This is a genomic window from Roseateles rivi (genome assembly GCF_043555845.1).
Classification (GTDB): Bacteria; Pseudomonadota; Gammaproteobacteria; order Burkholderiales; family Burkholderiaceae_C; genus Roseateles; species Roseateles rivi.
Genome location: NZ_JBIGHZ010000005.1, coordinates 458,290 through 482,786, shown reverse-complemented (window position 1 = coordinate 482,786; position 24,497 = coordinate 458,290). Strand labels below are relative to the sequence as shown.

General features: G+C 67.5%; 25 protein-coding genes and 1 pseudogene. 11 read left to right on the top strand and 15 right to left on the bottom strand.

Annotation, left to right across the window (positions count from 1 at the left end; genetic code table 11):
- Positions 1–141 precede the first annotated feature (141 nt).
- From ACG0Z6_RS14870 to ACG0Z6_RS14860, 3 genes are read right to left on the bottom strand one after another with little or no spacing between them, the layout of a single operon-like run.
- On the bottom strand, positions 142–903 hold the full coding sequence (locus ACG0Z6_RS14870; RefSeq protein WP_394462755.1) for a LytR/AlgR family response regulator transcription factor: 762 nt from the start codon (positions 901–903) through the stop codon (positions 142–144).
- Between the two features lie 16 nt (positions 904–919).
- On the bottom strand, positions 920–2,008 hold the full coding sequence (locus ACG0Z6_RS14865) for a sensor histidine kinase (protein WP_394462753.1): 1,089 nt from the start codon (positions 2,006–2,008) through the stop codon (positions 920–922).
- A gap of 37 nt (positions 2,009–2,045) precedes the next feature.
- Positions 2,046–2,939, bottom strand: a complete 894-nt coding sequence (locus tag ACG0Z6_RS14860; RefSeq protein WP_394462751.1) for an alpha/beta fold hydrolase — start codon at positions 2,937–2,939, stop codon at positions 2,046–2,048.
- Between the two features lie 195 nt (positions 2,940–3,134).
- Between ACG0Z6_RS14860 and ACG0Z6_RS14855 the strand changes: the two genes are divergently transcribed.
- Positions 3,135–3,515, top strand: coding sequence for a VOC family protein (locus tag ACG0Z6_RS14855; protein WP_394462749.1), 381 nt, complete (start codon positions 3,135–3,137; stop codon positions 3,513–3,515).
- Between the two features lie 13 nt (positions 3,516–3,528).
- On the opposite strand, the gene ACG0Z6_RS14850 is transcribed toward ACG0Z6_RS14855, so the two are convergent.
- The 8 genes from ACG0Z6_RS14850 to ACG0Z6_RS14815 form a co-directional block, all read right to left on the bottom strand.
- Entirely contained in the window at positions 3,529–4,182 is a 654-nt protein-coding gene (locus ACG0Z6_RS14850) for a helix-turn-helix domain-containing protein (protein WP_394462747.1), read from the bottom strand.
- On the bottom strand, positions 4,179–4,574 hold the full coding sequence (locus ACG0Z6_RS14845; protein ID WP_394462744.1) for a YidB family protein: 396 nt from the start codon (positions 4,572–4,574) through the stop codon (positions 4,179–4,181). Before ACG0Z6_RS14845 ends, ACG0Z6_RS14850 begins: the two co-directional genes overlap by 4 nt.
- Before the next feature lie 21 nt (positions 4,575–4,595).
- Positions 4,596–4,793: a hypothetical protein gene (locus ACG0Z6_RS14840; RefSeq protein WP_394462742.1), complete on the bottom strand. Its 198-nt coding sequence runs from the start codon at positions 4,791–4,793 to the stop codon at positions 4,596–4,598.
- Positions 4,794–4,815: 22 nt separating this feature from the next.
- Positions 4,816–5,052: a hypothetical protein gene (locus ACG0Z6_RS14835; protein WP_394462740.1), complete on the bottom strand. Its 237-nt coding sequence runs from the start codon at positions 5,050–5,052 to the stop codon at positions 4,816–4,818.
- A gap of 98 nt (positions 5,053–5,150) precedes the next feature.
- Positions 5,151–6,386, bottom strand: coding sequence for a dienelactone hydrolase family protein (locus ACG0Z6_RS14830; protein ID WP_394462738.1), 1,236 nt, complete (start codon positions 6,384–6,386; stop codon positions 5,151–5,153).
- A 28-nt stretch (positions 6,387–6,414) separates the two neighbouring features.
- Positions 6,415–6,894: a flavin reductase family protein gene (locus ACG0Z6_RS14825; RefSeq protein ID WP_394462736.1), complete on the bottom strand. Its 480-nt coding sequence runs from the start codon at positions 6,892–6,894 to the stop codon at positions 6,415–6,417.
- Positions 6,891–8,132 carry a styrene monooxygenase/indole monooxygenase family protein gene (locus ACG0Z6_RS14820; RefSeq protein ID WP_394462734.1) on the bottom strand — a complete coding sequence of 414 codons (1,242 nt, stop codon included), beginning with the start codon at positions 8,130–8,132 and terminating at the stop codon, positions 6,891–6,893. The genes ACG0Z6_RS14825 and ACG0Z6_RS14820 overlap by 4 nt, the downstream gene beginning before the upstream one ends.
- A 45-nt stretch (positions 8,133–8,177) precedes the next feature.
- On the bottom strand, positions 8,178–8,966 hold the full coding sequence (locus tag ACG0Z6_RS14815; RefSeq protein ID WP_394462732.1) for an SDR family oxidoreductase: 789 nt from the start codon (positions 8,964–8,966) through the stop codon (positions 8,178–8,180).
- 260 nt (positions 8,967–9,226) lie between these two features.
- Here ACG0Z6_RS14815 and ACG0Z6_RS14810 point away from each other — a divergent pair, with 260 nt between their 5' ends.
- On the top strand, positions 9,227–10,288 hold the full coding sequence (locus tag ACG0Z6_RS14810) for an AraC family transcriptional regulator (RefSeq protein ID WP_394462730.1): 1,062 nt from the start codon (positions 9,227–9,229) through the stop codon (positions 10,286–10,288).
- 16 nt (positions 10,289–10,304) lie between these two features.
- Here the strand turns inward: ACG0Z6_RS14810 and kynA are convergent, their stop codons facing one another.
- From kynA to kynB, 3 genes are read right to left on the bottom strand one after another with little or no spacing between them, the layout of a single operon-like run.
- On the bottom strand, positions 10,305–11,174 hold the full coding sequence (kynA, locus tag ACG0Z6_RS14805) for a tryptophan 2,3-dioxygenase (RefSeq protein ID WP_394462727.1): 870 nt from the start codon (positions 11,172–11,174) through the stop codon (positions 10,305–10,307).
- Complete coding sequence (kynU, locus tag ACG0Z6_RS14800; protein ID WP_394462725.1) at positions 11,171–12,496, bottom strand: kynureninase; 1,326 nt, start codon at positions 12,494–12,496, stop codon at positions 11,171–11,173. Before kynU ends, kynA begins: the two co-directional genes overlap by 4 nt.
- Entirely contained in the window at positions 12,493–13,170 is a 678-nt protein-coding gene (gene kynB, locus ACG0Z6_RS14795; protein ID WP_394462722.1) for an arylformamidase, read from the bottom strand. The genes kynU and kynB overlap by 4 nt, the downstream gene beginning before the upstream one ends.
- A 158-nt stretch (positions 13,171–13,328) precedes the next feature.
- Between kynB and ACG0Z6_RS14790 the strand changes: the two genes are divergently transcribed.
- The 7 genes from ACG0Z6_RS14790 to ACG0Z6_RS14760 all read left to right on the top strand — a co-directional run bounded on the left by ACG0Z6_RS14790 (position 13,329) and on the right by ACG0Z6_RS14760 (position 21,212).
- Positions 13,329–15,674 (top strand): bifunctional salicylyl-CoA 5-hydroxylase/oxidoreductase, encoded by a 2,346-nt coding sequence (locus tag ACG0Z6_RS14790; protein ID WP_394462720.1) that lies wholly within the window; start codon positions 13,329–13,331, stop codon positions 15,672–15,674.
- Entirely contained in the window at positions 15,674–16,465 is a 792-nt protein-coding gene (locus ACG0Z6_RS14785; RefSeq protein ID WP_394462884.1) for an SDR family NAD(P)-dependent oxidoreductase, read from the top strand. The genes ACG0Z6_RS14790 and ACG0Z6_RS14785 overlap by 1 nt, the downstream gene beginning before the upstream one ends.
- Entirely contained in the window at positions 16,456–17,001 is a 546-nt protein-coding gene (locus tag ACG0Z6_RS14780) for a MarR family winged helix-turn-helix transcriptional regulator (RefSeq protein ID WP_394462718.1), read from the top strand. Before ACG0Z6_RS14785 ends, ACG0Z6_RS14780 begins: the two co-directional genes overlap by 10 nt.
- Positions 17,001–17,840, top strand: coding sequence for an enoyl-CoA hydratase family protein (locus ACG0Z6_RS14775; RefSeq protein ID WP_394462716.1), 840 nt, complete (start codon positions 17,001–17,003; stop codon positions 17,838–17,840). Before ACG0Z6_RS14780 ends, ACG0Z6_RS14775 begins: the two co-directional genes overlap by 1 nt.
- A complete protein-coding gene (locus ACG0Z6_RS14770) occupies positions 17,840–19,009 on the top strand; it encodes an acyl-CoA dehydrogenase family protein (protein ID WP_394462714.1) in 1,170 nt (389 codons plus the stop codon). Before ACG0Z6_RS14775 ends, ACG0Z6_RS14770 begins: the two co-directional genes overlap by 1 nt.
- Positions 19,010–19,012: 3 nt before the next feature.
- Positions 19,013–20,728 carry an AMP-binding protein gene (locus ACG0Z6_RS14765; protein ID WP_394462712.1) on the top strand — a complete coding sequence of 572 codons (1,716 nt, stop codon included), beginning with the start codon at positions 19,013–19,015 and terminating at the stop codon, positions 20,726–20,728.
- An 85-nt stretch (positions 20,729–20,813) separates the two neighbouring features.
- Complete coding sequence (locus tag ACG0Z6_RS14760) at positions 20,814–21,212, top strand: RidA family protein (RefSeq protein ID WP_394462710.1); 399 nt, start codon at positions 20,814–20,816, stop codon at positions 21,210–21,212.
- Positions 21,213–21,241: 29 nt separating this feature from the next.
- On the opposite strand, the gene ACG0Z6_RS14755 is transcribed toward ACG0Z6_RS14760, so the two are convergent.
- On the bottom strand, positions 21,242–22,147 hold the full coding sequence (locus ACG0Z6_RS14755; RefSeq protein WP_394462708.1) for a LysR family transcriptional regulator: 906 nt from the start codon (positions 22,145–22,147) through the stop codon (positions 21,242–21,244).
- A gap of 125 nt (positions 22,148–22,272) precedes the next feature.
- Here ACG0Z6_RS14755 and ACG0Z6_RS14750 point away from each other — a divergent pair, with 125 nt between their 5' ends.
- On the top strand, positions 22,273–23,451 hold the full coding sequence (locus tag ACG0Z6_RS14750; RefSeq protein WP_394462706.1) for an acyl-CoA dehydrogenase: 1,179 nt from the start codon (positions 22,273–22,275) through the stop codon (positions 23,449–23,451).
- Between the two features lie 117 nt (positions 23,452–23,568).
- A pseudogene (locus ACG0Z6_RS14745) lies at positions 23,569–24,369 on the top strand (Rossmann-like and DUF2520 domain-containing protein); the annotation flags it as partial.
- Between the last annotated feature and the right edge of the window lie 128 nt (positions 24,370–24,497).

The following is a 24,497-nucleotide window of genomic DNA, read 5'->3' as shown; positions in this document are numbered from 1 at the left end:
GGGATCGAGGGCTCCAAAGCAGCGCCTCGCCGGGGTGGGGTGGGGCGCCAAAAAACTGCAGGGCTTCAGCCGGTGGGCTGGTCCGCCATTGTAGGGATGCGGCCTTGCCCTTGCAGGCGCGCCTTCGGGCCGCGCGCGGCCTCAAATCTCCAGCATGTCGCGCAGTGCTTTGGCTTGGCGGCGCGAGACCTCTACCTGGCGCCCGTCGCGCAGCGTCACTTGGTAGCCGTCGTTGAGCCAGGGCTGGATGTCGCTGATCCAGCGCAGGCCAATGATGTGGCTGCGGCTGGCGCGAAAGAAGGCTTGCGGGTCCAGCCGCGCTTCGAGGTGGTTGAGCGTGCGCGCCAGCAAGGGGCGTTGCTCACGGAAGTACACCCGCGCGTAGTTGCCATAGCTCTCAAAGCCGCTGACCTCGGCCAGGGGCACAAACCAGCAGCGCTCGCCGTCGCGCACAAAAATGGTGTCGTCCAGGCCTTTGCGCGTGCCGGGCGCGGCCGCGGGTGGCGCGGCTTCGTTCGTCTCGGGCGCCAAGGGTGCAGCCGCTGTTTGGGCTTGCAGCACGGCCTGGGCTTTGCTCAGGGCCTGGGCCAGGCGCTCGGGCTGCACGGGCTTGAGCAGGTAGTCCAGGGCATTGCGCTCAAAGGCCTCGATGGCGTGGTTGTCAAAGCCGGTGGTGAAGATCACCTGCGGCAGGTGCTCGAGCTGGTCCAGCAGCTCAAACGCGGTGCCGCCGTCCAGGTGGATGTCCAGCAGCAGCAGCTGGGGCTGCAGGGTCTCGATGGCCTGGCGCGCTTCGTCCAGCGCGGCGGCCTCGCCCAGCAGCTGCACTTCGGGGTGCTCGCGCAGCAGGTGGCGCAGCTCCAGGCGCGCCAGGCGTGAGTCTTCAATCAGCAAGGTCTTCATGAACAAGAGCAGGCGCTCAGGCCTGGGCTGGGAGGGTGAGGCGTGCCAGCACGCCCAGCGCGCTGGGCTGCAGGGTGAGCTGCCCGGGCACGGGCAGGCGGCTGAGGCGGTGGCGCAGATTGCTCAGGCCCACACCGCCTTCGCCCTGCGCGGCGGCATGGGGCGCAGCGGGCGTGAGTGCGCCGGGATTTTCCACCTCCAGCACCAGCTCGCCCTGGCTGGCACGCCACAGCGCAATGCGCAGCGTGCCGCCGCCTTGCACGCGCGCAATGCCGTGTTTGATGGCGTTTTCCACCAGCAGCTGCAGGGCCAGGGGCGGCACCAGCGCGGCCTCACAGCCGCTTTGCAGTGCCCATTGCACTTGCAGGCGTTGTTCGTGGTGCAGCTGCTGCAGCGCCAGATAGTCACGCACCAGCTGCAGCTCTTCTTGCAGGGGCACCAGGACTTCGTGTTGGCGGCGCAGGCTGTGCTGCAGGGTGTTGGAGAGGCTGCCCAGCATTTCGCGGGCCCGCGCGGGGTCTTCCAGGATCAGGCTGCGCACATTGTTGATGGCGTTGAAGAGAAAGTGCGGGTTGAGCTGGGCCTGCAGCAGTTTGAGCTCCAGCTGCTGCTGCTGGGCCTCGGTGCGCCAGTGCGCCACCTCTTCCTGGCGCCAGCGCTTCAAGGCTTGAACCCCGAACCACAGCGCCATCCACATCCACAGCATGAGGCAGCTGTTGAGCACGTAAATCACCATGGTGCTCCGGGCCATGGATTGCATGGGCTCGGGCATGTGCAGCAGGCCCAGATGCAGGCCCGCCGTGATGCCCAGCCGGATGAAGAGCTGCCCCAGCGTGGCCACCAGCGGCACGGCCAAACCCACGCGCCACACCATGCCCAGCAGCGGCCGCTCCAGCCAGCGCTGGCGCAGGGCCAGCGCGCGCAGCGCTTCCGAGCACAGCAGCAGCGTGCCCGACACGCCCAGCGCAATGGCCCAGGTGGTGGAGGGCGCCACGCTTTCCTTCCCGGCCATACGCCAGCTCAAACCCATCAGCAGCGCATAGGCGCCCCAAAACAGCAGCTGGCCCCAGAGCCGGGCGGGTCGTGCACGCAGATATCGGGTCATGGCAAGAAAGGGGGTGTCAAGCGGGGGGCAGGGCGCGTCACAAGGCGTTGCGGATGGCGGCCGTGACCAGCGCGGCATCGTCCCACATCAGGAAGTGGTAGCCCGACTCGCTCATGCGCAGCTCCAGCGGCTTGAGGGCTTGGAACTGGGTCTGGAAGATGGCCTGTGTGCTCTCTTTGGTGCTGCCAAAGGGTTTGTAAGCCGCCCAGGAGCCCAGCACCGTGGTGGGCACCTGGATGCCTGCAATCGCTGCACGCAGGTCGGTTTGGGTCATGTCGAACATGGCCTGCGCGGTGGTGCTGCGATCGCTGCTCATGCCCCACTGCACGATGGCGGCCTGGCGCTGGCTGTCTTGCGCCATGGTGGCGGCCATGCGGGCCAGCATGGCGCGCTGGGCCTCCTCAGACATGCCACCGGCGATCATGGCGCTGCGCTGCGCCTCGGCCATGGGTCGGGTTTGCTCGGGCGTCATGGCAGGGTTTTGCATCGCGCTGAAAAAGGGCAGCGAGTCCACGATCACCAGGCGCTTGACGCGCGCTTGGGGCTGCAGCGCCATGTTCAGCGCAATCACCCCACCCAGGCTGTGGCCGACCACGGGCATGGGCCGCTGTTTCAGGTAGGCGTTGAGGTCGGCCGTGGCGCTGGCGATGACGCCGGCCCGGTAGCGCTCGCTGGCCGGGGCGCCCGCAAATCCGGGCAATTGCGCCATATGGCATTGCACGCCGGGCTGCAGGGCCGTGCAGGTGTCCTCCCAGGTGCTGGCGGCGCTGTTGAGCCCCGGAATCATCAGCACGGGCTTGCCTTCGCCCCGCACGGTGATGGTGATGTCTCCGGCCTGCACCTGTTGTTGGGCCCAGCTCCCAGTGCTGCTCAAGGCCAGCAGGGCGGTGCTCAGGGTCAGACGGGCGAGCGTACGGGTGCTGATGTTCATGGCGATCTCCTCTGCAACAGTGTTTGCGATGAACCGCAGTCTGCCCGGCGCCGAAACCCTTTGCTGGGTGGACATGACCCGTGGCGCCAATCCGTGATGAGCGGCGCTGACGCCTGCTGGCGGAAATTTCCAAGACCGCGGGCGCTGCCTGCTTCTACAGTGGGCCACCCACACATTGCCGAGGAGGGCAACACCATGAAACTGGGCTACACCATTCTTTATGTGGCTGACGTGCGCGCCAGCGTGCAGTTTTACGAACAAGCCTTTGGCCTGACGCTGAAGTTCATGGACGAGAGCGCCAGCTTTGCCGAGCTCGACACCGGCAGCACCTCGCTGGCCTTTTGTTCACGCGCGCTGCTGCAGCAACTGGGCAAAACGCCCGCCGCGCCGCAGCTCAAAGCCCCGTGTTTTGAAATCGCGCTGGTGACTGAGGACGTGCCCGCCGCCATGGCGCGCGCCGTCGGCGCTGGCGCCCAGGCCCTGCAAGAGCCCCAGCGCATGGAATGGGGCCAAACCGTGGCCTACGTGGCCGACCCCGAGGGCTTCACCGTGGAGCTGTGTACGCCCATGGGGTGAAGCCCCGGCCCCGTCAGCCGTGGCCGGACGCCAGCGCGATGCCTGCGGGCTGGCGGCGCAGTGCGCCTGGGGTCTGGCCCAGCCAGCGGCGGAACTCCAGGTTCATATGGGGCTGGTCGGTATAGCCCTGGGCCGCGGCCAAATCCGCCAGGGGCATGTCCAGCTGCGGCAGTTGGCGAAGCGCACGGCGCAGCCTCGCCAATGCCAGCCAGTACAAAGGCGTGCGCCCCGTGGCCTGCTGGACCCAGCGCTGCAGCGTGCGCTCCCGCACCCCAAGGGCGCGCCGTGCTGCAGGCAGGGTGGCATGTGTGGCCAAGGCCGCCAATGCTTCCTGCACGCGCGGGTCGCAGTGCGTGAACGCCTCCAAATGCTGGCCCACCGAGGGGTGGTCATCGAGCTCCAGCCTCGCCACCGCCTGCAGCAAGCTTGGCGCCTGCACTTGCACCCCCGGTGCCAGCCGGAACCCGCGGTAACGTCGCCCCGGCGGCGCCTGCACCCATTCAGCGCGATCCATCAGCGCCGTGAGCTTCCACTGTGCCGGGCTTCCAGGGTCCTGCCACCCGATCAAATCTTGGCAGCCATCCGGCCAGACCGCGAAGCTCGCAGCCTGGGTGCACTGGTGCTGCCATTGCTCCAGCAAGGTCTCGGGCAGCGCGAGGTGGCTCACCCCTTGAGCATTCCCAGCAGCCCCTCCAAGGCGCCACCTTCGGGCAGCGCGCCGTTGGGGGTGATCTGGTCAATCACCTGCGGCAGCAGCTGCGCCAGCTGGCCCGACACATCCTGCGCCGAGAAACCCAGGCTCTGCGCCAAGCTTTGAATCTGCCCGCTGCCCAGCACCGACTGGATTTGCTCCGCCGAGATGGGCAGGTTCTGCCCCGTGCCAATCCACGAGCTCACCACACCGCCCAGCCCCTGCTGCTCAAACGCAGAAACCAAGCCCTGCAGCCCACCGGGGTGGTTGGCCAGCAGGCCACTCACCGCCTCCATCAGGCCCGAGCCCTGCCCGTTGCCCGCAATCGAACCCAGCACTTGACCGGCAATGGCGTCGAAAAGTCCCATGACAAGCTCCCAAAGAAAAGTTCATCCTAGCGCCGGTGTGTGACGCTGGGCAGTCTGGAGATATGCATTCAAGGGGGCTTGCTGCAGTGCCGTTTCATCGGTAGCGCTGTGCGTGGGTTCGAAGTAGGCCAGCTCGAGGTCGCGCAGTGCGGACATGAACCCTGCCGAGCTGCTGACGATGCGCAGCAACTCGGCCTCGTGTGGTGGCGTGCGGGGCATGGCGCGGTAAGTCAGCTTCAGGCTATTCGGATGCCGCCTTGTCAATCGCCGCAGCGCGTTTGGCGTCTTGCTCGGCCATGAAGTCGTTCATGTCGCGCTTGAAGCCTTGCACCTCTGAGGCCTGGGTGGGTACCCGTGGCATGGCGCTGGCGGCTTCGGGGATGTCGGCCAACTGGGGTGGCGCCGCATGCGGCGCGAGCTGCTGCTTGACCAAAAACGCGGCGGCCAGAAGGGCCAGCAAAAGGGCAATCAAACGCATAGAGCGTGTTCCGTGGGCTGAAAACTGCTGAGCCTATTGAGCGGGCTGAGTGGCACGCATGGTAGCGGCCCCACGCGGCGCAAGGCGCAGGGCGGGGGTTAAGCGGTAGGCGCCACCCAATCCGACATCAGCGTGTTCGAAGGCAGGCTTTCGTCCAGCAGTTTGCGGGCGGTTTCGATGCCGGCCACGGGCAGGTGTTTGGGGTTCAAGAGGCCGATTTGCACCAGCACGCTGGCTTGGTCCCAGTAGATGTGCTCGTGGTAGAGCTTGTCGCCGCGGAACTTCACCACCGCCAGCAGCGGAATTTCCACGCGTTTGCCGGTGGGGGCGATGCCCGGCAGCATCCACGGGATTTCGCAGGTGTGGGTGAAGGCAAAGATCAGCTCGTCCACGATCTGGCTGGTGCCGATGGTGCGTGAGATGGGCGTGAGCGTGGTGTCCGGCGGGTTGCTGTTGACGAAGTAGTTGGCGTAGAAGTGGCGCAGGTGTTTGTAGCCCACGCCGCCGGTCATGGTCGGGATGTGGTTGACGTAGGGCTCAGCCACCATGGTGGCCATGGTGGCGTCGGCGTCGCGAGCGGCAAATTCCAATTCGCAATGGCGGTCCCACAGGGCGCTCAAGTCGTAGTGCGGGCCGATGGCCGCCTTGAGCGCGGCGATGGTGCGCTGGTGTGCCATCAGGGCTGCGGGTTTGCTGAAGTGCTCGCCGCCCCGGCGCGCGAAGGCGTGTTCCACGCCAGGGTAGAGGTGCAGGCTGATGGAGGCCTGGCCACTGAGCGCGCTGACGATCTGCTGGCGCGCTGGGGGCGGGCAGAACTTGTCGAGCTCGGCGATGTGCAGGGTCAGCGGTGCGCGGATGTGCTGGGCCTGCGCCAGCGCGGCTTCGATGCCCACGCCGTAATAGCCCACGGCCACATTGCAATCGGTGCGGCAGGCTGCCAGGTAGGCCAGCTTGCCGCCCAGGCAGTAGCCCAGCACGCCCACGCCGCGCTGTACTTCGGGGCGGCTGCGCAGCGCGGTGATGGCGGCTTGGATGTCTTGCACGCCCTTGTCTTCGTCAAAGCCCTGGTAGAGGGCAAAGGCGCGCTGGCAGTCCTCCGCCGTGTAGCCGAGCTGCACGCCGGGCTGCTGACGCCAGAACAAATCGGGCACCAGCACCACATAGCCTTCTTCGGCGAAGTCGTCGGCCACTTCGCGCATGGTGGTGTTGATGCCAAAGATTTCCTGCGCGAGCACCAAGCCCGGGCCGCTGCCGCTGGCAGGCAGGCTGAGGTAGGCGTCAAAGTGGCCGCTGCCATCGGCGGCAGGAATCTGGAGGGTGGTGCTGGATGTCATGAGAGTCTCCTGACCGTCGGGTGTGGGCTTACGGCGTGCAAAGCGCAGTGAACTGGCCGCTGTGAAACACCAGGGGTTCGCCCTGGCTGCGCTGGTGGAATTCGATACGGCCGATGAACAAGGTGTGGTCGCCGGTTTCAATCGCGTCCCGGCACTGGCAGACAAAGTGCGCCAGCGCGCCGTGCAGCAGCGGTGCGTGCAGCGCGGCGGGTTCGGGCAGCTCCAGCAGCGGCACCTGCTCGAATTTGTCGGCCACGCTGGGGTCGGCAAAGCGCCGCGCCAGGGTCTCCTGATGCAGCCCCAGCACATTCACGCCAAAGTGGCTGGCGGTGCGAAAGGCTTGGCGGTTGGGCGAGCGGTTGGACAAGCTCCACAGCAGCAGCGGTGGGTCCAGCGACAGCGAGGCCAGCGAGTTCACCGTCAGCCCCACCGCGCGTCCGGTGTGGGTGCGTGTGGTGACCACCGTGACCCCGGTTGCGTAGGCACCCATGGCGGCGCGCAGGCTCATGCGGCCTCCTTCATCTGGGTTTCGATGAAGTGCTCGCAGGCTTGAGCGTCGGTCCACCAGGGGAAGAAGCGCGGCGGGTGGTCGAAGTTGTTGGCAATGGCGCTGGCAATGGGCGGGCACTGACCGGCCACGCTCAGCAGCTTGAGGATGTGCTCGGGGGGTGGGGCCAGCAGCGAATTGGTCCAGCGCACCACGTGCTGCGCGTAGTCCCAGTAGCGGTCAAAGGTGGACTGCATCCACCCCGTGTCAAAGGCGGCGTTGCCGTTCTGGACGATGGCTTGGTAGTAGACCTCGAAGCATTTGGTGGCGTTGTTCGAGCCTTGGCCGGTGATGGGGTCGTTGACGCACACCGCGTCACCCATGGCCAGCACCTGGCGCCCCGAGGGCAGGTAGCCCACGGGCTTGCGCACGGTCGGCGCAAAGCGCCCGGCCAGGGTGCCATGGGTGTCGGTCAGCTCCACATGGCGGCAGCGCGCGGCCTCCCAGGGCAAAAAGGTGTGCAGGAGCTTGAGGCTTTGCTCGAGGTGCGCTGCGGGGCTGCTCACGTCGCCCCAGCAGTCCATGGGGCCGCCGGGCACGCCTTCGAACACCATGATCTCGCACGGCCCGCTGGGTGCCAGGGCGGGGAAGACAAAGTACTCGCCCACGCCAGGGATGAGGTTGAAGCACACGCGCGAGTAGGGCGCCATGGGCTGCATGCCGTGCACATAGGTCAGGGCCAGGGCGCGCTGGGGCTGGTCATAGGTGCTCTTGCTGCTGTCGCGCTCAAACAGCCGGGTGATGTCGCCCTTGCCCGCGCTCACCACGGTGAGCTCATGGCTGGCGGCCAGTGCCTCGAGCTCTGGCACGCCCACCTCCTGGATGCGCAGCTCGCCGCCGCGGGCCTGGAAGAGGTCCATCCAGGCGGGCATTTTCAGGCGCTGGTCAACGGCTTGCGCCGGGTCGTGCAGCGGGGCCGCCCAGTCAATGAGCTTGACACCGGGCTCGGCGGGGTGGGGCACGGTCAGGCCAATGCCTTGCACGGGCGGGCACAGCCTGCCCCAGCGGTCCAGGCCATGGCGGCGCTCGATCTCCAGTGACGCATTGAACATGCACTGGCTCGACATCACCTTGCCTTGCGCGATTTGCACCGCGCTGCGGTTGGAGATGAGGGTGACTTCGTCGCCGCGCGCCTGCAGGCTCAGGGCCAGCGGCAAACCGGATTGACCGGCGCCGACGATGGCGATTTTTCTGCTCATGGTGTGTTCTCGCTGGGTGAAAGTGTTGTGGGGCAGGGCAAGGGCTCATTCCATGAGTTTGGGAATGGCAGGCAGTTGGGTTTCGGGGCCCATGGCGGAGTAGCCGCCGTCCACGGCGTAGTCCGCACCGGTCACAAAGCTGGCGTGGGCGGACAACAAAAAAGCCACCACCTCGGCCACCTCGGCGGGGTCGCCGACGCGGCCCAGCAGGTGAAAGGGGGCGGCCACGCGATCGGTTTTGGCGCGGTCGCCTTGGCTCAACTCGTCCATGAGGCGGCACCAGGTCCAGCCCGGCGAGACGGAGTTGACGCGGATGCCATCGCCCGCCAAGTCCATGGCCATATTGCGCGTGAGCTGTACCAGGGCGGCCTTGGAGACGGGGTAGAGCCAGCGCCCGGTCTGCGCCACCTTGGCCGAGATGCTGGTGAAGTTCACGATGGCGCCGCCGCCGCGCGCTTTCATGCCGGGAGCCAGCGCGCGCGCCACCATCACCGCGCTGACAAGGTTCACATCCAGCGCTTGCAGCCACTCGCTGCGGGGCGACTCCCGGCCGTGGTCCAGGTAGCTGCAGGCCAGGTTCACCAACAAGTCCACGCCGCCAAAGCGAGCCTGCACGGCCTCCAGCGCCACTTGCAGCGCGGCATCGTCGGTGAGGTCCACACTGCAGGCCATCAGCCGGGTGGGGTCTCGCGCCGCCACGCGCTGAGCGGCTGTGCCGTCGATGTCCAGGATGGCCACGCGCGCACCACTGGCGCGCAGCTTGTCCACCACGGCCGCGCCGATCAGCGTGGCGCCGCCGGTCACGACGGCGACCTTGCCTTCAATGCCTTGCATCGCAATGCTCCCTTGCAGGTTTTTTGAACATGCAGCTGGGCTGCTCGAACTCTGCACTGTGGGCATGGCGGCGTGGCAGGGCTATCCGTTGAGTGCGGCGTTTATCCAATCAGTGCAAAGAAAGCGGGGGGCTTGAGGTTTGTCAGGTGGTGGGACTCCCCGGCAGTGACTAGATTTCCTGTCCTTGCTGTGGGTTTGTGTGCTCTGGTGCTGACTGGGCTGGCGGCCATGCCAGCCTGGCTGTGAGGCTGGCAATGCCCTTGAGTTCCTTGACGCCTGTGGTCAACATGGGCGCGCCGCTGCCCCTTGCGGCGCGTGAGCTGGGTCGTGCCTGGCGCGCCAGCACGCAGCGGCGCGAGCTGTTTTGCTCGGCCGATCGCGACTGCGCGCAAGCCATGGTGGCGCGCGTGTTTTGCCCCCATCGCCTGGAGCCCGCATCGGTGCGCTTGCCCCTGGCTGCGCGCATGGAGTACCTGGGTGCGGGGCAGATGGGGCTGAGTTGCCTGTCCTACGGCGCGCCCGTGGACATCACCCCCGGGCCGCTGGAACGCTTCTATCTGCTGCAAGTGCCGCTGGCTGGGCAGGCGCAGCTGCGCCACGGGCGCGAGGCGTTTGGCGCCCACACCGCCTGCGCCAGCCTGCTGTCACCCGCACCCGACTTGGCCATGCACTGGGAGCGCGGCAACGTGCAGCTGATTCTGCGCATCGACGCCGAATTCGTGCAGCGCTTTGTGCGCGCCTGGTGTGGGGCGCCGCTGCTGCACGCACCCACCTTTGCGCCGCAGGTGGCGCTGGACCAGCACCCCGCACTGCTGGATTTGCTTGTCGCGCTGATCGATGTGGCGGGCCGCGCCAGCGCAGCGCAGACCGCGCATGAGCTGCCGCTGATGCAGCTGCAATACCAAATCCTGGCGCAGCTGCTGAGCGCTATTCCCCATGATTTGCAGGCCCAGCTGCACAGCAGCAGCCCGCCCATACCGCCAGGCTTTGTGCGCCGCGTGGAAGACTACATGGTGGCCCACTGCAGCGAGGCGCTGACGCCCGAGGCGCTGGCGGCCGTGGTGGGGGTGAGCGTGCGCAGCCTGTTTTTGGGCTTTGCGCGCTACCGGGGCATCAGCCCCATGCGGCTGCTGCGCAAGCTGCGCCTGCAAGGCGCCCACGACGACTTGCTGCACGCCGCGCCGGGCCAGCGCGTGACCGACGTGGCCTTGCGCTGGGGCTTTGTGCACCTGGGCCGCTTCAGCCAGGAGTACCTGCAAGCCTTTGGTGAGACGCCGCGCCAGACGCTGCGCGCAGCGGGCCAGAGCCCCCTGTCCAGCTAGGCGCAGCCCGTGCCCATCACAGCTCCGTGCGCAGCGCCCAGAGTTCAGGAAAGAGCACGGTGTCGAGCATTTTGCGCAGGTAGCCCACGCCGCTGGTGCCGCCGGTGCCGCGCTTGAAGCCGATGACGCGCTCCACGGTGGTGACGTGGCGGAAGCGCCAGAGGCGGAAGGCGTCTTCCATGTCCACCAGCTCTTCGCCCATTTGGTAGAGATCCCAATACTGCTGGGGCGAGCGGTAGACCAGCAGCCAGGCGGCTTTGACGGCGTCGTCTGCGGCGTAGGGCTGGGTCCAGTCGCGCTGGGTGTGGCTTGTGGGCACGGGCAGGCCGCGGCGGGCCATGAGGCGCAGCACCTCGTCGTAGAGCGAGGGTGCTTGCCATGCGGCTTGCACGGCGGCCAAGCGCTCCGGGTGGTGGGCGTGGGGCTGCAGCATGGCAGCGTTTTTATTGCCCATCATGAATTCAATCTGCCGGTATTGAAAGCTTTGAAAGCCGCTGCTGTTGGAGAGGTAGGGCCGGATGGCTGAGTACTCGGGCGGCGTCATGGTGGCCAGCACATCCCAGGCGTGCACGAGTTGCTCCATCACGCGCGAGACGCGTGCCAGCATCTTGAAGGCCTGGGGCAAGTCGTCGTCGTGCACGCAGCGCACGGCCGCTTGGAGCTCGTGCAGCATGAGCTTCATCCACAGCTCGCTGCTTTGGTGCTGCACGATGAAGAGCATCTCGTTGTGGTCGGGCGAGAGCGGGTGCTGGGCGCTGAGGATTTGGTCGAGCTTGAGGTAGTCGCCATAGCTCATGCTTTGCGAGAAATCGAGCTGCGCGCCTTCGCTGCGTACCAGGGCTTCGCCGGGCTTTGGGGTGTCGGTGGGGTGGTGTGGGCAGCTCATGTGACGCTCGCGGTTTGGTGGAACTTGGGGTTTTGCCACTCTTGTTGGCCAAGCACCTGGTGCAGGTGTTCGACGGCATCCCAGACCTCAGCAAAGCTCAGGTACAGCGGCGTGAAGCCAAAGCGCAGGATGTGGGGCACTTCGCTGAGGCGCTCGCTGTCGCCGGCGCGGAAGTCGCCAATCACGCCACGGGCAATGAGGGCCTGCACCACGGCATAGCCCGCGTGCTGCAGCGGTGCGTGCAGCACCAGGCTGACCTGGCTGCCGCGCAGGGCACCGGCGCGTGGGCTGGCCAGGCGCACGCCCAGATCGGTGGCGGCCAGGGTGCCGCAGCGGGTTTCGACGAGGTGGATGAAGGTCTCGGTCAGCGCCAGGGATTTGGCGCGCAGCGCAGCCATGCCGCCCAGGGGCTCGGCCGCCAGCACGGTGTCCACGCCGCATTCCAGCGCGGCCATGCCGATCACGGCGGGTGTGCCGCAGAGGTAGCGGCGCACCCCCGGGGCGGGGCGGTAGTCGGGGGTGAAGGCAAAGGGGGCGTCGTGCCCCATCCAGCCCGACAGCGGTTGCCAGAAGCGCTCGGCATGGCGGGGGTGAGCCCACACAAAGGCCGGGGCGCCGGGCCCGCCGTTGAGGTATTTGTAGCCGCAGCCCACAGCAAAGTCGGCCTTTGCGGCGTGCAAGTCCACGGGCACGGCGCCTGCGGAGTGGGCCAAGTCCCACACCACCAGGGCCCCCGCGGCATGGGCGCTGCGCGTCAGTGCGGCCATGTCGTGCATGCGCCCGGTGCGGTAGTTCACGTGCGTGAGCATGAGCACGGCGCAGTCCTGCAAAGACTGGGGCAGTTGCTCGGGCTCATCCACCAGCTTGAGCTCCAGCCCGTGCTGGCGGCACAGGCTTTGCGCGATGTAGAGGTCGGTGGGGAAGTTGCTGCGCTCCGACACCACCCAGCGCGCACCAGGCCGGTCTTGCTTGGCGATTTGCAGCGCCGCGCTGAGCACTTTGTAGAGGTTCACCGAGGTGGAGTCCGCCACCACCAGCTCGCCGTTGCGGGCCCCAACGAGGCGGGCGATTTTGTTGCCCACGCGCGCGGGCATGTCAATCCAGCCCGCGCTGTTCCAGCTGCGGATCAGATCTTGCCCCCATTCCTGGGTGAGCACCTGCGCCACGCGCGCCGGGGTGGCGCTGGGCAGCACGCCCAGCGAGTTGCCGTCGAGATAGATCACGCCGGGGGGTAGATCGAATTGCGACTTCAAACCGGCCAGGGCGTCGGCGCGGTCCAGGGCCTGGCAGTCGGCCCGTGAGTGGATGGGGAGCGGGTTCATGGCGTGGGCTTGTGGGGGTGAGAGGGGCTGATGCTGCGCAGCAGCGCGCGCACCGGCGAGGCGCAGGCCCCGGCCAGCTTGAGCGGCAGCGCGATGAGTTCGTAGTCGCCCTCGGGCACGGCGTCGAGCACGAGGTTTTCCAGCACGCGCAAGCGGTGGCGCAGCAGCACCTGGTGCGCCTCCAAGGTTTTGCTGCTGGCGGGGTCCACGCTGGCGGTGTCTATGCCCACCAGCTGCACGCCTTGATCGGCCAGCCACACCAGGGTGGCCGGGGCAAAGGCGGGGAAGTCGTCGCGCCACTGCGTGTCGGCCTGCGCCAGGGCGCGCACCAGCACGCGCGGGGGGAGGTCCTGGGCGGCGTGCTGCAGGTGCTGGGGCTGGATGAGCGCGCCGCGCTGCAGCTGTGCATGGCAGTGGATGACGCGGCAGGGCCCCAGATAGGGCTCAAGGGCGACGCTGGCAATGTCGGGCTGCCCGTCGGCGTAGTGCAGTGGGGCGTCGGCGTGCGCGCCGATGTGCGGCGACAGGCTGATGGCGCTGAGGTTGACCGGGCAGCCCGGCGAGAGGCGCGCCGTCCACTGCAGGCGGTAGGGCGCGTCGCCAGGGAAGAGGGGTGCATCGGCATGGATCAGCGGTGAGATGTCCCACAGCTGCGTGGTGTTGGCTGGTGTCATGGGCGAAAACTTACGCGAACTTCAAGAGCCGTGGTGTCGGTTGCTTCCAACAGGGCATGCGCTGTGTGGGCCAGCTTGCGGCGCCCTGGGGTATGCACCTGTTTGCTTGACATCTAAACTATCTAGACCTAAATTGAAGCGTCACACTTGGAGGCCATATGCGCGTCACCATTCTTGGCGGAGGGCCCGCGGGCCTCTATGCAGCCATCTTGCTCAAGCAGTTGCAGCCCGGCCATGACGTTCAGGTGTATGAGCGCAACCAGGCGGGCGACACTTTCGGGTGGGGCGTGGTGTTCTCGGACCAAACCCTGCAGGGCCTGCGCGAGGCCGATGAGCCCACGGCCACTCAAATTCTGGATGCCTTCAACCACTGGGACGACATTGCCGTGCATGTGCGCGGGCAGCGCATCGTCTCGGGCGGCCATGGCTTTTGCGGCATTGGGCGCCAGCGCCTGTTGGACATCCTGCAGCAGCGCTGCGAGCAGCTTGGCGTGGCGCTGCACTTCGGCACCGAAGCGCCTGACGACGAAACCCTGCAGGCCGACTTGATCATCGCCGCCGACGGCATCAACAGCCTGGTGCGGGGCAAGTACAGCGCGCACTACCAGCCGGACATTGACCTGCGCCAATGCCGCTTTGTGTGGCTGGGCACCACGCGCTTGTTCGAGGCCTTCACCTTTGACTTCCAGGAAACCCCCTGGGGCTGGTTTCAGGCCCACGCCTACCGCTACAACGAGACGCACAGCACCTTCATCGTCGAGGCCCCCGATGCCGTGTGGCAGGCCGCGGGCCTGGAGCAGATGGACAAGGAGCAAAGCATTGCCTGGTGCGAGCAGCTCTTTGCCGGTGTGCTGCAGGGGCACAAGCTGGTGTCCAACGCCAAGCATTTGCGCGGCTCGGCGCAGTGGATTCGTTTCCCTCGTGTGGTGTGCCAGAACTGGGTGCACCGCAATTCGCGCGGTGTGCCTGTGGTGTTGCTGGGCGACGCGGCCCACACCGCGCATTTCTCCATTGGCTCGGGCACCAAGCTGGCGTTTGAAGACGGCATTGCCCTGGCGCGCGCCCTGCGCGACACGCCAGAGCACCTCGATCAAGCGCTGCAGCGCTACGAGGCCGAGCGCCGCGTGGAAGTGCTGCGCATACAAAACGCGGCGCGCAACTCCACCGAGTGGTTTGAAAACGTGCAGCGCCACATGCAGCTGCAGCCCGAGCAGTTTGCCTACTCGCTCCTGACGCGTTCGCAGCGCATCTCGCACGAAAACCTGCGCTTGCGCGACGCCGCCTATGTGGCGCACTACGAACGCTGGCTGGCACAGCGCAGCGGCTTGCAAACCCAGCAGGCCGTGCCACCCATGTTCACCCCGCTGAAGGTGCGCGGCCTGAGCCTGCAAAACCGCGTGGTGGTCTCGCCCATGGCGCAGTACGCCTGCCGCGACGGCCTGGTGGCCGAGCACCACCTGGTGCACCTGGGCGCACGCGCCATGGGCGGAGCTGCCCTGGTGTTCACCGAAATGACGGCGCCCAGCCCCGAAGGGCGTATCACCCCGGGTTGCCCGGGGCTGTGGAGCGACGAACAAACCGCCGCCTGGGCGCGCATCGTGCGCTACGCGCATGAACACAGCGGTGCGTGCATGGCCTTGCAGCTTGGGCACGCCGGGCCCAAGGGCGCCACGCGTGTGGCCTGGGAGGGGATAGACCAACCACTGCCAGCCGCCGAGGCTTGGCCGCTGCTGGCGGCCTCGCCCCAGCAATACCTGCCCGGGGTGAGCGACTGGGCCCACGCCATGACGCAGGCCCAGATGGAGCAGGTGCGCCAGGACTTTGTGGCCGCCACGCGCCGCGCCCACGCGGCAGGCTTTGACTGGCTGGAGCTGCACTGCGCGCACGGCTATTTGCTCTCGAGCTTCATCTCGCCGCTGACCAACCAGCGCACCGACGCCTACGGCGGCTCGCTGCAAAACCGCCTGCGCTTCCCGCTGGAGGTGTTTGCCGCCATGCGCGAAGTCTGGCCGCAGAGCAAGCCCATGTCGGTGCGCATCTCGGCCTGCGATTGGGTGGCGGGCGGCACCACGGTGGAGGACGCCGTGGCCATGGCCAAAGCCTTTAAGGAGGCGGGCTGCGACCTCATCGACGTCTCCTCCGGCCAGGTCAGCAAGGCCGAGCAGCCGGTGTACGGCCGCATGTGGCAAACCCCGCTGTCTGAGCGCGTGCGCAACGAAGCAGGCATCTTGACGATTGCCGTGGGCGCCATCAGCGAGGCCGACCACGTCAACAGCATCATTGCCGCCGGGCGCGCTGATTTGTGCGCCGTGGCCCGCCCGCACCTGGCCCACCCCGCTTGGACGCTGCAAGAGGCCGCGCGCATTGGTTACACCCAAGGCCCGGGCCTGCTGTGGCCCAAGCCCTATGCCTCGGCCAAGGTGCAGCTGGAGCGCGACTTTGCGCGCCAGCAAAGCCAGGGTGTGGCCGCGCAAGAACGCAGCAACCGCAATCTGGGGGTGTGATGCAGGTGCAGCAGCAAGTGGGGCGGCATGCCATCGTCACCGGCGGGGGCAGCGGCATTGGGGCGGCCATTGCCGCGCAGCTGCAGGCGCAGGGCTGGCAGCTCACACTCATGGGGCGGCGCCTCACGGCACTGCAGCAGTGCCAGGCGCGGCTCGGTGGCGAGGCCGCCGGGGTGTGGGTGCAGGCCTGCGACGTCAGTGACGAGCACCAGGTGCAAGACGCTTTTGCCCGCGTGCTGGCCCAGCGCGGCCTGCAAGCGCTGGTGAACAACGCGGGCATGGTGCACAGCGCACCGCTGGCGCGCACCACGCTGGCGCAGTGGCAGCAGCAGCTGCAGGTCAACCTCACAGGCAGTTTTTTATGCATCCAGGCTGCAACGGCGGCGCTGCGTGATTCGGCCTCGGCGGGGCAGGCAGCGCGCATCGTCAACGTGGCCAGCACGGCTGCACTCAAGGGCTATGCCTATGTGGCGGCCTACTGCGCGGCCAAGCACGGTGTGCTGGGCCTGACGCGCGCGCTGGCGCTGGAGTTCGCGCAGCAGGGCATCACCGTCAACGCCGTGTGCCCGGGCTATACCGACACCGAGCTGCTGGACGGCGCGGTGCAGCAAATCGCCGCCAAAACCGGCAGCAGCCAAGAGGCTGCGCGCCAGCGCCTGGCGCAGGCCAACCCGCAGCAGCGCCTCATCACACCCGAAGAAGTGGCGCACACCGTGGCCTGGTTGCTGAGCCCCGGCGCGGCCAGCATCAACGGCCAGGCCATTGCCGTGTGCGGCGGGGAGTGGATGTGAGCGAGGCCACTCCCCACCCCAGCCTGCCCCTGGATGTTGAAACCCGGGCAGCCGAAAGCGACCATCAAACCCTGCGCCTGTGGCTGCGCCTGCTGGCTTGCACCACGCGCGTGGAGGACGAAATCCGCAGCCGCTTGCGCACGCAGTTCGGCACCACGCTGCCGCGCTTTGACCTCATGGCCCAGCTCGAACGCCACCCCCAGGGGCTGACCATGCGCGAGCTGTCTGGGCGCATGATGGTCACGGGCGGCAATATCACGGGCATTACCGACCAGCTGGAGGCCGAGGGTCTGGTACAACGCCAACCCCATCCCGCCGACCGGCGCGCCTTCAGCGTGCGGCTCACGCCCGCTGGGCGGCGCGTGTTTCGCCGCATGGCCGCCACGCACGAGCTCTGGATTCAAGAGCTGCTGGGGGGCTGGGATGCCCCGCGCCAGCAGCAGGTCTACCAGTGGCTGGCGGAACTCAAAGACCACCTCAACGCCGCGGCCAGCGTGCCGCCCCAAGAGCGCAGCACCCCAAGAGGAAAGCCCTGATGGACGCACACCTGCAAGACGGCAACCGGCGCAGCCTGCAAGGCTATAGCCCGCTTCACTTTGGCTGGACGCAGCAAGGCGCCGTGGGCCGCATCACGCTGAACCGCCCCGAGCGCAAAAACCCGCTGACCTTTGACTCCTACGCCGAGCTGCGCGAACTGTTTCGCACGCTGGAATATGTGGACGAGGTGCGCGCCATCGTCATCGAAGGTGCGGGCGACAACTTCTGCTCGGGCGGCGATGTGCACGACATCATCGGCCCACTCACGCGCATGAGCATGCCCGACCTGCTGGCTTTCACGCGCATGACGGGCGACCTCGTCAAAGCCCTGCGCCACTGCCCGCAGCTGGTGATTGCCGCGGTTGACGGCGTGTGCGCCGGGGCCGGGGCGATTCTGGCCATGGCCGCAGACCTGCGCCTGGCCACGCCGCGTGCGCGCACGGCCTTTTTGTTCAACCGCGTGGGCCTGGCGGGCTGCGACATGGGCGCTTGCGCGCTGCTGCCGCGCCTCATCGGGCAGGGTCGCGCCTCGGAGCTGCTCTACACCGGGCGCAGCATGACGGCCGAGGAAGGTCAGGCCTGGGGATTTTTCAACCGCGTGGTGGCGCCTGAGGCGCTGCAGGACGAGGCCATGCGCTGGGCCCAAGACATCGCCCAGGGCCCGGGATTTGCCCACGCCATGACCAAGCGTATGCTGCACCAGGAGTGGTCCATGAGCGTGGATCAGGCCCTGGAAGCCGAGGCCCAGGCCCAGGCCATTTGCATGATGACGCAGGACTTCCACCGCGCCTACCAAGCCTTTGCGGCGCGCCAAAAACCTCAGTTCCAGGGGGATTGATGTCGCACGCTCCACAGCACCTGATGTGGCCGTTTTTCGAGCCCCATCACCGCGAACTGGCCGCCGAGCTGCAGCGCTGGAGCGCAGCACAGCTGCAGCAGCTGCCTCACCCCACAGCCCTGGCCGAGGTGGATGCGCTGTGCCGCGATTTGGTGCGCCGGCTTGGGGCTGCGGGCTGGTTGCGCCACGTCGTGGCCCAGCCCGGGCAGGCCATAGACACGCGCGCCATCTGCCTGCTGCGCGAGGGCCTGGCCCAGCACCACGGCCTGGCGGACTTCGCCCTGGCCATGCAGGGTCTGGGCTCGGGCGCCATTTCGCTCGAAGGCAGTGCCGAGCAGCGCCAGCGCTACCTGGAGCCGGTGGCGCGCGGCGAGCTGATTGCGGGCTTTGCGCTGTCCGAGCCGCAGGCGGGCTCGGACGTGGCGGCCATGAGCACCGTGGCGCGCCAGCAGGGCGGCGACTATGTGCTCGACGGCGAGAAGACCTGGATTTCCAACGGCGGCATTGCCGACTTCTACGTGCTGTTTGCGCGCACCGCAGCGGGCACGGCGCAGCGCCCCAGCCAAGGCATCAGCGCCTTTGTGGTGGACGCCAACACCCCCGGCTTTGAAGTGGCCGAGCGCATCGAGGTCATGGCCCCGCACCCACTGGCGCGGCTGCGCCTGCAGGGCTGCCGCCTGCCTGCCAGCGCCATGCTGGGCGTGCCGGGCGAGGGCTTCAAGCTGGCCATGCGCACGCTCGATGTGTTTCGCACCTCGGTGGCCGCCGCGGCGCTGGGCTTTGCGCGCTGCGCGCTGCAAGTGGGGCTGGAGCAAGCCCGATCGCGCGCCATGTTTGGGGCACGCCTGGCTGATTTGCCGCTGGCCCAGGCCCGGCTGGCCGACATGGCCTGCAAGGTCGATGCCTCGGCGCTGCTGGTCTACCGCGCGGCCTGGGCGCGCGACCAGGGCCAGCGCATCACCATGGAAGCGGCCATGGCCAAGCTGCAAGCCACTGAAGACGCGCAGCTCGTCATCGACGCCGCCTTGCAGCTGCACGGCGGGCGCGGCGTGCGTTGCGGCGAGGTGGTGGAGCGGCTCTACCGCGAGATCCGCGCCCTGCGCATCTACGAAGGTGCCAGCGAAGTACAGCAACTCATCATCGGTCGAGAACTTCTGAAGAAGGAGTAGTCCATGAGTACCCCTGAGGCTGAGCGCGACAGCGCCAAACCCGGCGTGCACATCGCCGGCAGTGCGCACATCGACACCTTTGCCGCGCAGAACCTGCCGCCGCTGCAGCAGTGGCCCGAGCTGCGCTTTGACCTGCCCGAGCTGCAGTTCCCCCAGCACCTCAACTGCGCGGCCGAGCTGCTGGACCGCTGGGTGGCGCAAGGGCAGGGCGAGCGGCCCTGCGTGATGGGCTTCAGTGCCGACGGCAAGCACGAGCTGCGCTGGAGCTACGCCCAGCTGCAAGCCAAGGTGGACGCCATAGCCCATGTGCTGGTGCAAGACCTGGGCGTGGTGCCCGGCAACCGCGTGCTGCTGCGCGGGGCCAACACGCCGCAATTGGCCGCCTGCTGGCTGGCGGTGATGAAGGTGGGCGCCATTGCCGTGAGTACCATGCCGCTGCTGCGCGCCACAGAGCTGGTGCGCATCATCGACAAAGCCCAAATCAGCCACGCCCTGTGCGACAGCCGCCTGGCGCAAGAGCTGGTGCTGGCGCGCAGCCAGCGCCCGCTGCTGCGCGAGCTGTGCCACTTCAACAGCAAGGGCGAGGCAGGCCTCGAGCAGCGTGCCGCCCGCTACCTGGGCCAGCCCTTTGAGGCCGTGCGCACCGCCGCGCAAGACATTGCGTTGATTGCCTTCACCAGCGGCACCACCGGCGTGCCCAAGGGCACCATGCACGCGCACCGCGACGTCATGGCCATCTGCCGCTGCTGGCCACCGCACTGCCTGCGCGCCACGGCGCAGGATGTTTTCATCGGCAGCCCGCCGCTGGCCTTTACCTTTGGTCTGGGCGGCCTGCTGCTGTTCCCGCTCTCGGTGGGGGCCTCCACCGTGCTGCTGGAGAAAACCTCGCCCCCGGACTTGGAGGCAGCCATTGCGCACTGGCGGGCCACCATCTGCTTTACTGCGCCCACGTCTTACCGCGCCATGACCATTGAGCGCGAGGTGCGCGCCCAGAGTGCCCAAGGCGCGAAAGCCCAGCCCGACCTCAGCAGCCTGCGCAAGTGCGTGAGCGCCGGTGAGGCCTTGCCCGCGGCCACGCGTGCGCGCTGGAAGGCGCTCACGGGCCTTGAGCTGATCGACGGCATCGGTGCCACCGAGATGCTGCACATCTTCATCTCGCACGACGAGGCCAACGCCCGCCCCGGCGCCACGGGCAAGCCCATTCCCGGCTACCAGGCTTGCATCCTGGACGACGACGGCGAGCCCGTGCCGCCGGGCCAGCTGGGCCGCCTGGCGGTGAAGGGCCCCACGGGCTGCCGCTACCTGGCCGATGAGCGCCAGGGGCAGTACGTCATCAAGGGCTGGAACGTCACGGGCGACGCCTATGTGCAAGACCCTGACGGCTACTTCATCTACCAGGCACGCACCGACGACATGATCATCTCCGGCGGCTACAACATCGCCGGGCCTGAGGTGGAGTCGGCCTTGCTGCTGCACCCCGCTGTGGCCGAGTGCGGCGTGGTGGGCGTGCCCGATGATGAGCGCGGCCAGCTGGTGAAGGCCGTGGTGGTGCTCAAGCCCGGCGTCACGGCCTCGGCCGAGCGCGCCCGCGAGCTGCAAGACTTCGTCAAAGCCGCCATCGCACCCTACAAATACCCGCGCCTGATCGAGTTCGCTGACAGCCTGCCGCGCACCGACACCGGCAAGCTGCAGCGCTTCCGGCTGAGCCAGTCCCGCTAAACCCTGATCGTTCGCGTCATCTCGCTGGCCGACCAGCACCCTATCGTCCAGCACGCCGCGCTGCTGGCGGCCCAAGAGGACCCTCATGAGCACTAAACAAACACTGCAACCCCAAGGCTGGGCCCAACCCCGCGGCTATGCCAACGGTGTTGCCGCCAGCGGCCGCCACATCTTCGTGGCCGGCCAAATCGGCTGGAACGCCCAGTGCCAGTTTGAAAGCGACGACTTCATCCACCAAGTCCGCCAAGCCCTGCTCAACATCCAAGCCGTGCTGGCCGAAGCCGGCGCCCGCAGCGAACACATCACGCGCATGACCTGGTACATCCTCGACAAACGCGAATACATCGCTCGTGCCAAAGAAATCGGGCAGGTCTACCGCGAAGTCCTGGGCCGCGAATACGCCATCGCCATGACCGCCGTCCAAGTCTCGGCCCTCATTGAAGACCGCGCCAAAGTGGAGATTGAGGTGACGGCGGTGGTGTGATGGCTCGCGCCATGCTCGCCGCAATTCCTCTATCCGCGCGCCGCTAAAAACGCATCGCGCAGAGCGGGCGCTGCGTCGCGCCGCCAGGCGGCAAACACGCGGCTGCGTTCCACGGTTTCAGCCAGCGGCTTGAATACGGCGCCTTGGATGCCGGCGTCGCGAAACGCGGCGGGGACGATGGAGACGCCCAGGCCGCGCGCCACCAGCGAGACCACCGACAGCCAGTGGCGGCCTTCGTGCTGCAGGCGGGGGTAGAAGCCTTGTTGGCGGCACATCTCGATGATGTGGGCGTGGTAGTCGGGCGAGCCGCGGCGTGAGAAGAGGATGAAGGGTTGGTCGCTCAGGCTGGCCAGTGCCACGCTGCGCTTGCGTGCGGCGGGGTGGGTGTCGGGCAAGCAGGCCATGAAGGGTTCGTCGTAGAGGGGCTGGCTCGCTAGGGTGGGGGGCAGGCGGTCGGTGTGCAGCAGGGCCAGGTCCAGCTCTTCCTGCAGCAAGGCGGCAATTTGGTCTTGCGAGTTCAGCTCTACCAGCACCACTTCCACGCGCGGGTGCGAGGCCTGAAAGGCTTGCAGCCAGTCGGGCAGGCCGTGCAGCATGGTGGAGCCCACAAAGCCCAGGCGCAGCCGCCCTCGTTCGCCCGATTCCACCTCACGCGCCTGGGCGCAGGCTTCCTCAAAGCCCATCAGCAGGGCTTGGGCGCTGGCGCGAAAGCTCACGCCAGCGGGGGTTAGGCGTACGCCTTTGCTGTCGCGGTCCAGCAGCCGCGCGCCCACGGCAGCTTCCAGCTGCTGCAAGGCCACCGACAGCGGCGGCTGCGACATGGCCAGGCGCTGCGCGGCGCGCCCGAAGTGAAGCTCCTCCGCCAGCGCCAAAAAGTAGCGTAAATGGCGCAATTCAACCCGCGACAGCAGGGCGCTTGGCGTGCTTGTGCTCATACTTGCTGGCTATCGTCAGATGGTTATTCAGAATTGGACTCGAATCGTCCCACACGGAATACTGTTTGACCAAATCAGTTCGGGCACGCACCAGCGCGCCCTGTGCAGGAATACAGGAGACCAGCATGGCTACCAAGGCACATTTCCAGTGGGACGACCCTTTGCTGCTGGAGCAGCAGCTCACCGAAGACGAGCGCGCTGTGCGCGACGCGGCCCAAGCCTATTGCCAAGAGCAGCTCGCGCCGCGTGTGCTGGAGGCCTTCCGCAACGAGAAGACGGACGCCAGCATCTTCCGCGAGATGGGCGACTTGGGTCTGCTGGGCCCGACCATTGCCGAGGCCTACGGCGGCGCAGGTCTGAACTATGTGTGCTACGGGCTGATCGCGCGTGAGGTGGAGCGTGTGGACTCCGGCTACCGCTCCATGATGAGTGTGCAGAGCTCACTGGTGATGGTGCCTATTCAGGAATTCGGCAACGAGGCCACCAAGCAGAAGTACCTGCCGAAGTTGGCGCGCGGCGAGTGGATTGGCTGCTTCGGCCTGACCGAACCCAACCACGGCTCGGACCCGGGCTCCATGATCACCCGCGCCCGCAAGGTGGACGGTGGCTTTGAGCTGACCGGCAGCAAGATGTGGATCACCAACAGCCCCATCGCGGACGTGTTCGTGGTCTGGGCCAAGGACGACGAAGGCGCCATTCGCGGCTTTGTGCTGGAAAAGGGCTGGAAGGGTCTGACCGCTCCCGCCATCCACGGCAAGGTGGGCCTGCGTGCCAGTATCACGGGCGAAATCGTCATGGACCGCGTGTTCTGCCCCGAGGAAAACGCCTTCCCCGAAGTGCGCGGCCTCAAAGGCCCCTTCACCTGCCTCAACAGCGCCCGCTACGGCATTGCCTGGGGTGCGCTGGGTGCGGCCGAGGCTTGCTGGCACACGGCGCGCCAGTACACCATGGACCGTCAGCAGTTCGGCAAGCCGCTGGCCGCCAACCAGCTCATCCAGAAAAAGCTGGCGGACATGCAAACCGAAATCACCCTGGGCCTGCAAGGTTGCCTGCGCCTGGGCCGCATGAAGGACGAGGGCACGGCGGCGGTGGAAATCACCTCCATCATGAAGCGCAACAGCTGCGGCAAGGCGCTGGACGTGGCTCGCATGGCGCGTGACATGCTGGGTGGCAACGGCATCAGCGACGAATTCGGCGTGGCCCGCCACCTGGTCAACCTCGAGGTGGTCAACACCTACGAGGGCACGCACGACATCCACGCGCTCATCCTGGGCCGCGCGCAAACCGGTATCGCCGCTTTCTAAGTCAGACCGGAGACCGGAAGATACCGCGCGCGACGCCATCGTGCGCGGTTCTGCAGCGGTGCTTTTGCCTCGCTGCACGGCGGCCAAGCACCGCGCTTGGCCCGACAATGGCCACCCATGGCTGACCCCGTCTCAAATTCCCCCACGCCTACAGCGGCTGACCCCGTGCTGGGGCGGCTTGCGCTGCTGGGGGCAGGGCGCTTGGCGCTGGGCCTGGGCCTGCACCTCCAGCGCTGCGGCTGGCCCGTGGCTTGGGTGGCCAGCCGCAAGCCCAGCAGTGCGCAAGCGCTGGCGGCGCGCCTGGGGGCGCAGGTGGTGGACTTGCAGCGAGCAGTCGACCTGGCTGATACGGTGCTCATCACCACCCCCGACGACGCCATTGAGCCTCTTTGCCGCAACTTGCGCTGGCGTGCCACGCAGCGTGTTTTGCACTGCAGTGGCGCCACGCCGCTCTCAGCCTTGCAGTCCGCGCAGGCGCAAGGCGCGCGCATCGCGGCCTGCCACCCGCTGCAAATCTTTTCGGACCCTGACAACGTCAGGCTCGAGGGCGTGCACATGGCGCTGTCCGCCTCAGACCCGGAGCTGACGCAATCGCTGCGCGACTGGGTATTGCGCCTGGGCTGTGTGCCGCTGGAGCTGCCTGAGGCCGGGCGGCTGCTTTATCACGCTGCGGCGGGGCTGGCCGCCAGCGGCGTGCTGGCCGTGCTGGCCGAGGCCCAGGCCTTGTGGCGTGGCGCAGCTCTGGCGCCTGAGCAGATGTGGCCCGCGCTGCAGCCGCTGGTGCAGGGCACGCTGGCAGCGGTGCGGGAGAAGGGCCTGGCCGGTGCGGTCTCAGGCCCTGTGGCGCGGGGCGATGCACGCTTGCTTGCCGCCCAGCACCAGGCCGTGGCGCAGCTGGGCGCCGAGCACCAGGCGCTGTGGCAAGCCCTGATCTTGCGCCAGGCCGATTTGGCGCAGGCTGCGGCCCGCCCGGGTGCGCTGAACCGCGCTGAGCTCGAAGCCGCGTGGGCTCGCAGCGAGCAGAGCGCTCGGGCAGCCCCTTACAC

What these genes read in the sequence shown, in the direction of transcription:
- ACG0Z6_RS14855 (WP_394462749.1), top strand. Translation starts at nt 3,135, where the DNA reads ATGAAACTGGGCTACACCATTCTTTATGTGGCTGACGTGCGCGCCAGC.
- ACG0Z6_RS14860 (WP_394462751.1), bottom strand. Translation starts at nt 2,939, where the DNA reads ATGAACATCAGCACCCGTACGCTCGCCCGTCTGACCCTGAGCACCGCC.
- kynA (WP_394462727.1), bottom strand. Translation starts at nt 11,174, where the DNA reads ATGAGCTGCCCACACCACCCCACCGACACCCCAAAGCCCGGCGAAGCC.
- kynU (WP_394462725.1), bottom strand. Translation starts at nt 12,496, where the DNA reads ATGAACCCGCTCCCCATCCACTCACGGGCCGACTGCCAGGCCCTGGAC.
- ACG0Z6_RS14785 (WP_394462884.1), top strand. Translation starts at nt 15,674, where the DNA reads ATGCAGGTGCAGCAGCAAGTGGGGCGGCATGCCATCGTCACCGGCGGG.
- ACG0Z6_RS14825 (WP_394462736.1), bottom strand. Translation starts at nt 6,894, where the DNA reads ATGAGCCTGCGCGCCGCCATGGGTGCCTACGCAACCGGGGTCACGGTG.
- ACG0Z6_RS14760 (WP_394462710.1), top strand. Translation starts at nt 20,814, where the DNA reads ATGAGCACTAAACAAACACTGCAACCCCAAGGCTGGGCCCAACCCCGC.
- ACG0Z6_RS14840 (WP_394462742.1), bottom strand. Translation starts at nt 4,793, where the DNA reads ATGCCCCGCACGCCACCACACGAGGCCGAGTTGCTGCGCATCGTCAGC.
- ACG0Z6_RS14755 (WP_394462708.1), bottom strand. Translation starts at nt 22,147, where the DNA reads ATGAGCACAAGCACGCCAAGCGCCCTGCTGTCGCGGGTTGAATTGCGC.
- ACG0Z6_RS14820 (WP_394462734.1), bottom strand. Translation starts at nt 8,132, where the DNA reads ATGAGCAGAAAAATCGCCATCGTCGGCGCCGGTCAATCCGGTTTGCCG.
- ACG0Z6_RS14750 (WP_394462706.1), top strand. Translation starts at nt 22,273, where the DNA reads ATGGCTACCAAGGCACATTTCCAGTGGGACGACCCTTTGCTGCTGGAG.
- ACG0Z6_RS14830 (WP_394462738.1), bottom strand. Translation starts at nt 6,386, where the DNA reads ATGACATCCAGCACCACCCTCCAGATTCCTGCCGCCGATGGCAGCGGC.
- ACG0Z6_RS14775 (WP_394462716.1), top strand. Translation starts at nt 17,001, where the DNA reads ATGGACGCACACCTGCAAGACGGCAACCGGCGCAGCCTGCAAGGCTAT.
- ACG0Z6_RS14835 (WP_394462740.1), bottom strand. Translation starts at nt 5,052, where the DNA reads ATGCGTTTGATTGCCCTTTTGCTGGCCCTTCTGGCCGCCGCGTTTTTG.
- ACG0Z6_RS14870 (WP_394462755.1), bottom strand. Translation starts at nt 903, where the DNA reads ATGAAGACCTTGCTGATTGAAGACTCACGCCTGGCGCGCCTGGAGCTG.
- ACG0Z6_RS14815 (WP_394462732.1), bottom strand. Translation starts at nt 8,966, where the DNA reads ATGCAAGGCATTGAAGGCAAGGTCGCCGTCGTGACCGGCGGCGCCACG.
- ACG0Z6_RS14770 (WP_394462714.1), top strand. Translation starts at nt 17,840, where the DNA reads ATGTCGCACGCTCCACAGCACCTGATGTGGCCGTTTTTCGAGCCCCAT.
- ACG0Z6_RS14790 (WP_394462720.1), top strand. Translation starts at nt 13,329, where the DNA reads ATGCGCGTCACCATTCTTGGCGGAGGGCCCGCGGGCCTCTATGCAGCC.
- kynB (WP_394462722.1), bottom strand. Translation starts at nt 13,170, where the DNA reads ATGACACCAGCCAACACCACGCAGCTGTGGGACATCTCACCGCTGATC.
- ACG0Z6_RS14865 (WP_394462753.1), bottom strand. Translation starts at nt 2,008, where the DNA reads ATGACCCGATATCTGCGTGCACGACCCGCCCGGCTCTGGGGCCAGCTG.
- ACG0Z6_RS14765 (WP_394462712.1), top strand. Translation starts at nt 19,013, where the DNA reads ATGAGTACCCCTGAGGCTGAGCGCGACAGCGCCAAACCCGGCGTGCAC.
- ACG0Z6_RS14845 (WP_394462744.1), bottom strand. Translation starts at nt 4,574, where the DNA reads ATGGGACTTTTCGACGCCATTGCCGGTCAAGTGCTGGGTTCGATTGCG.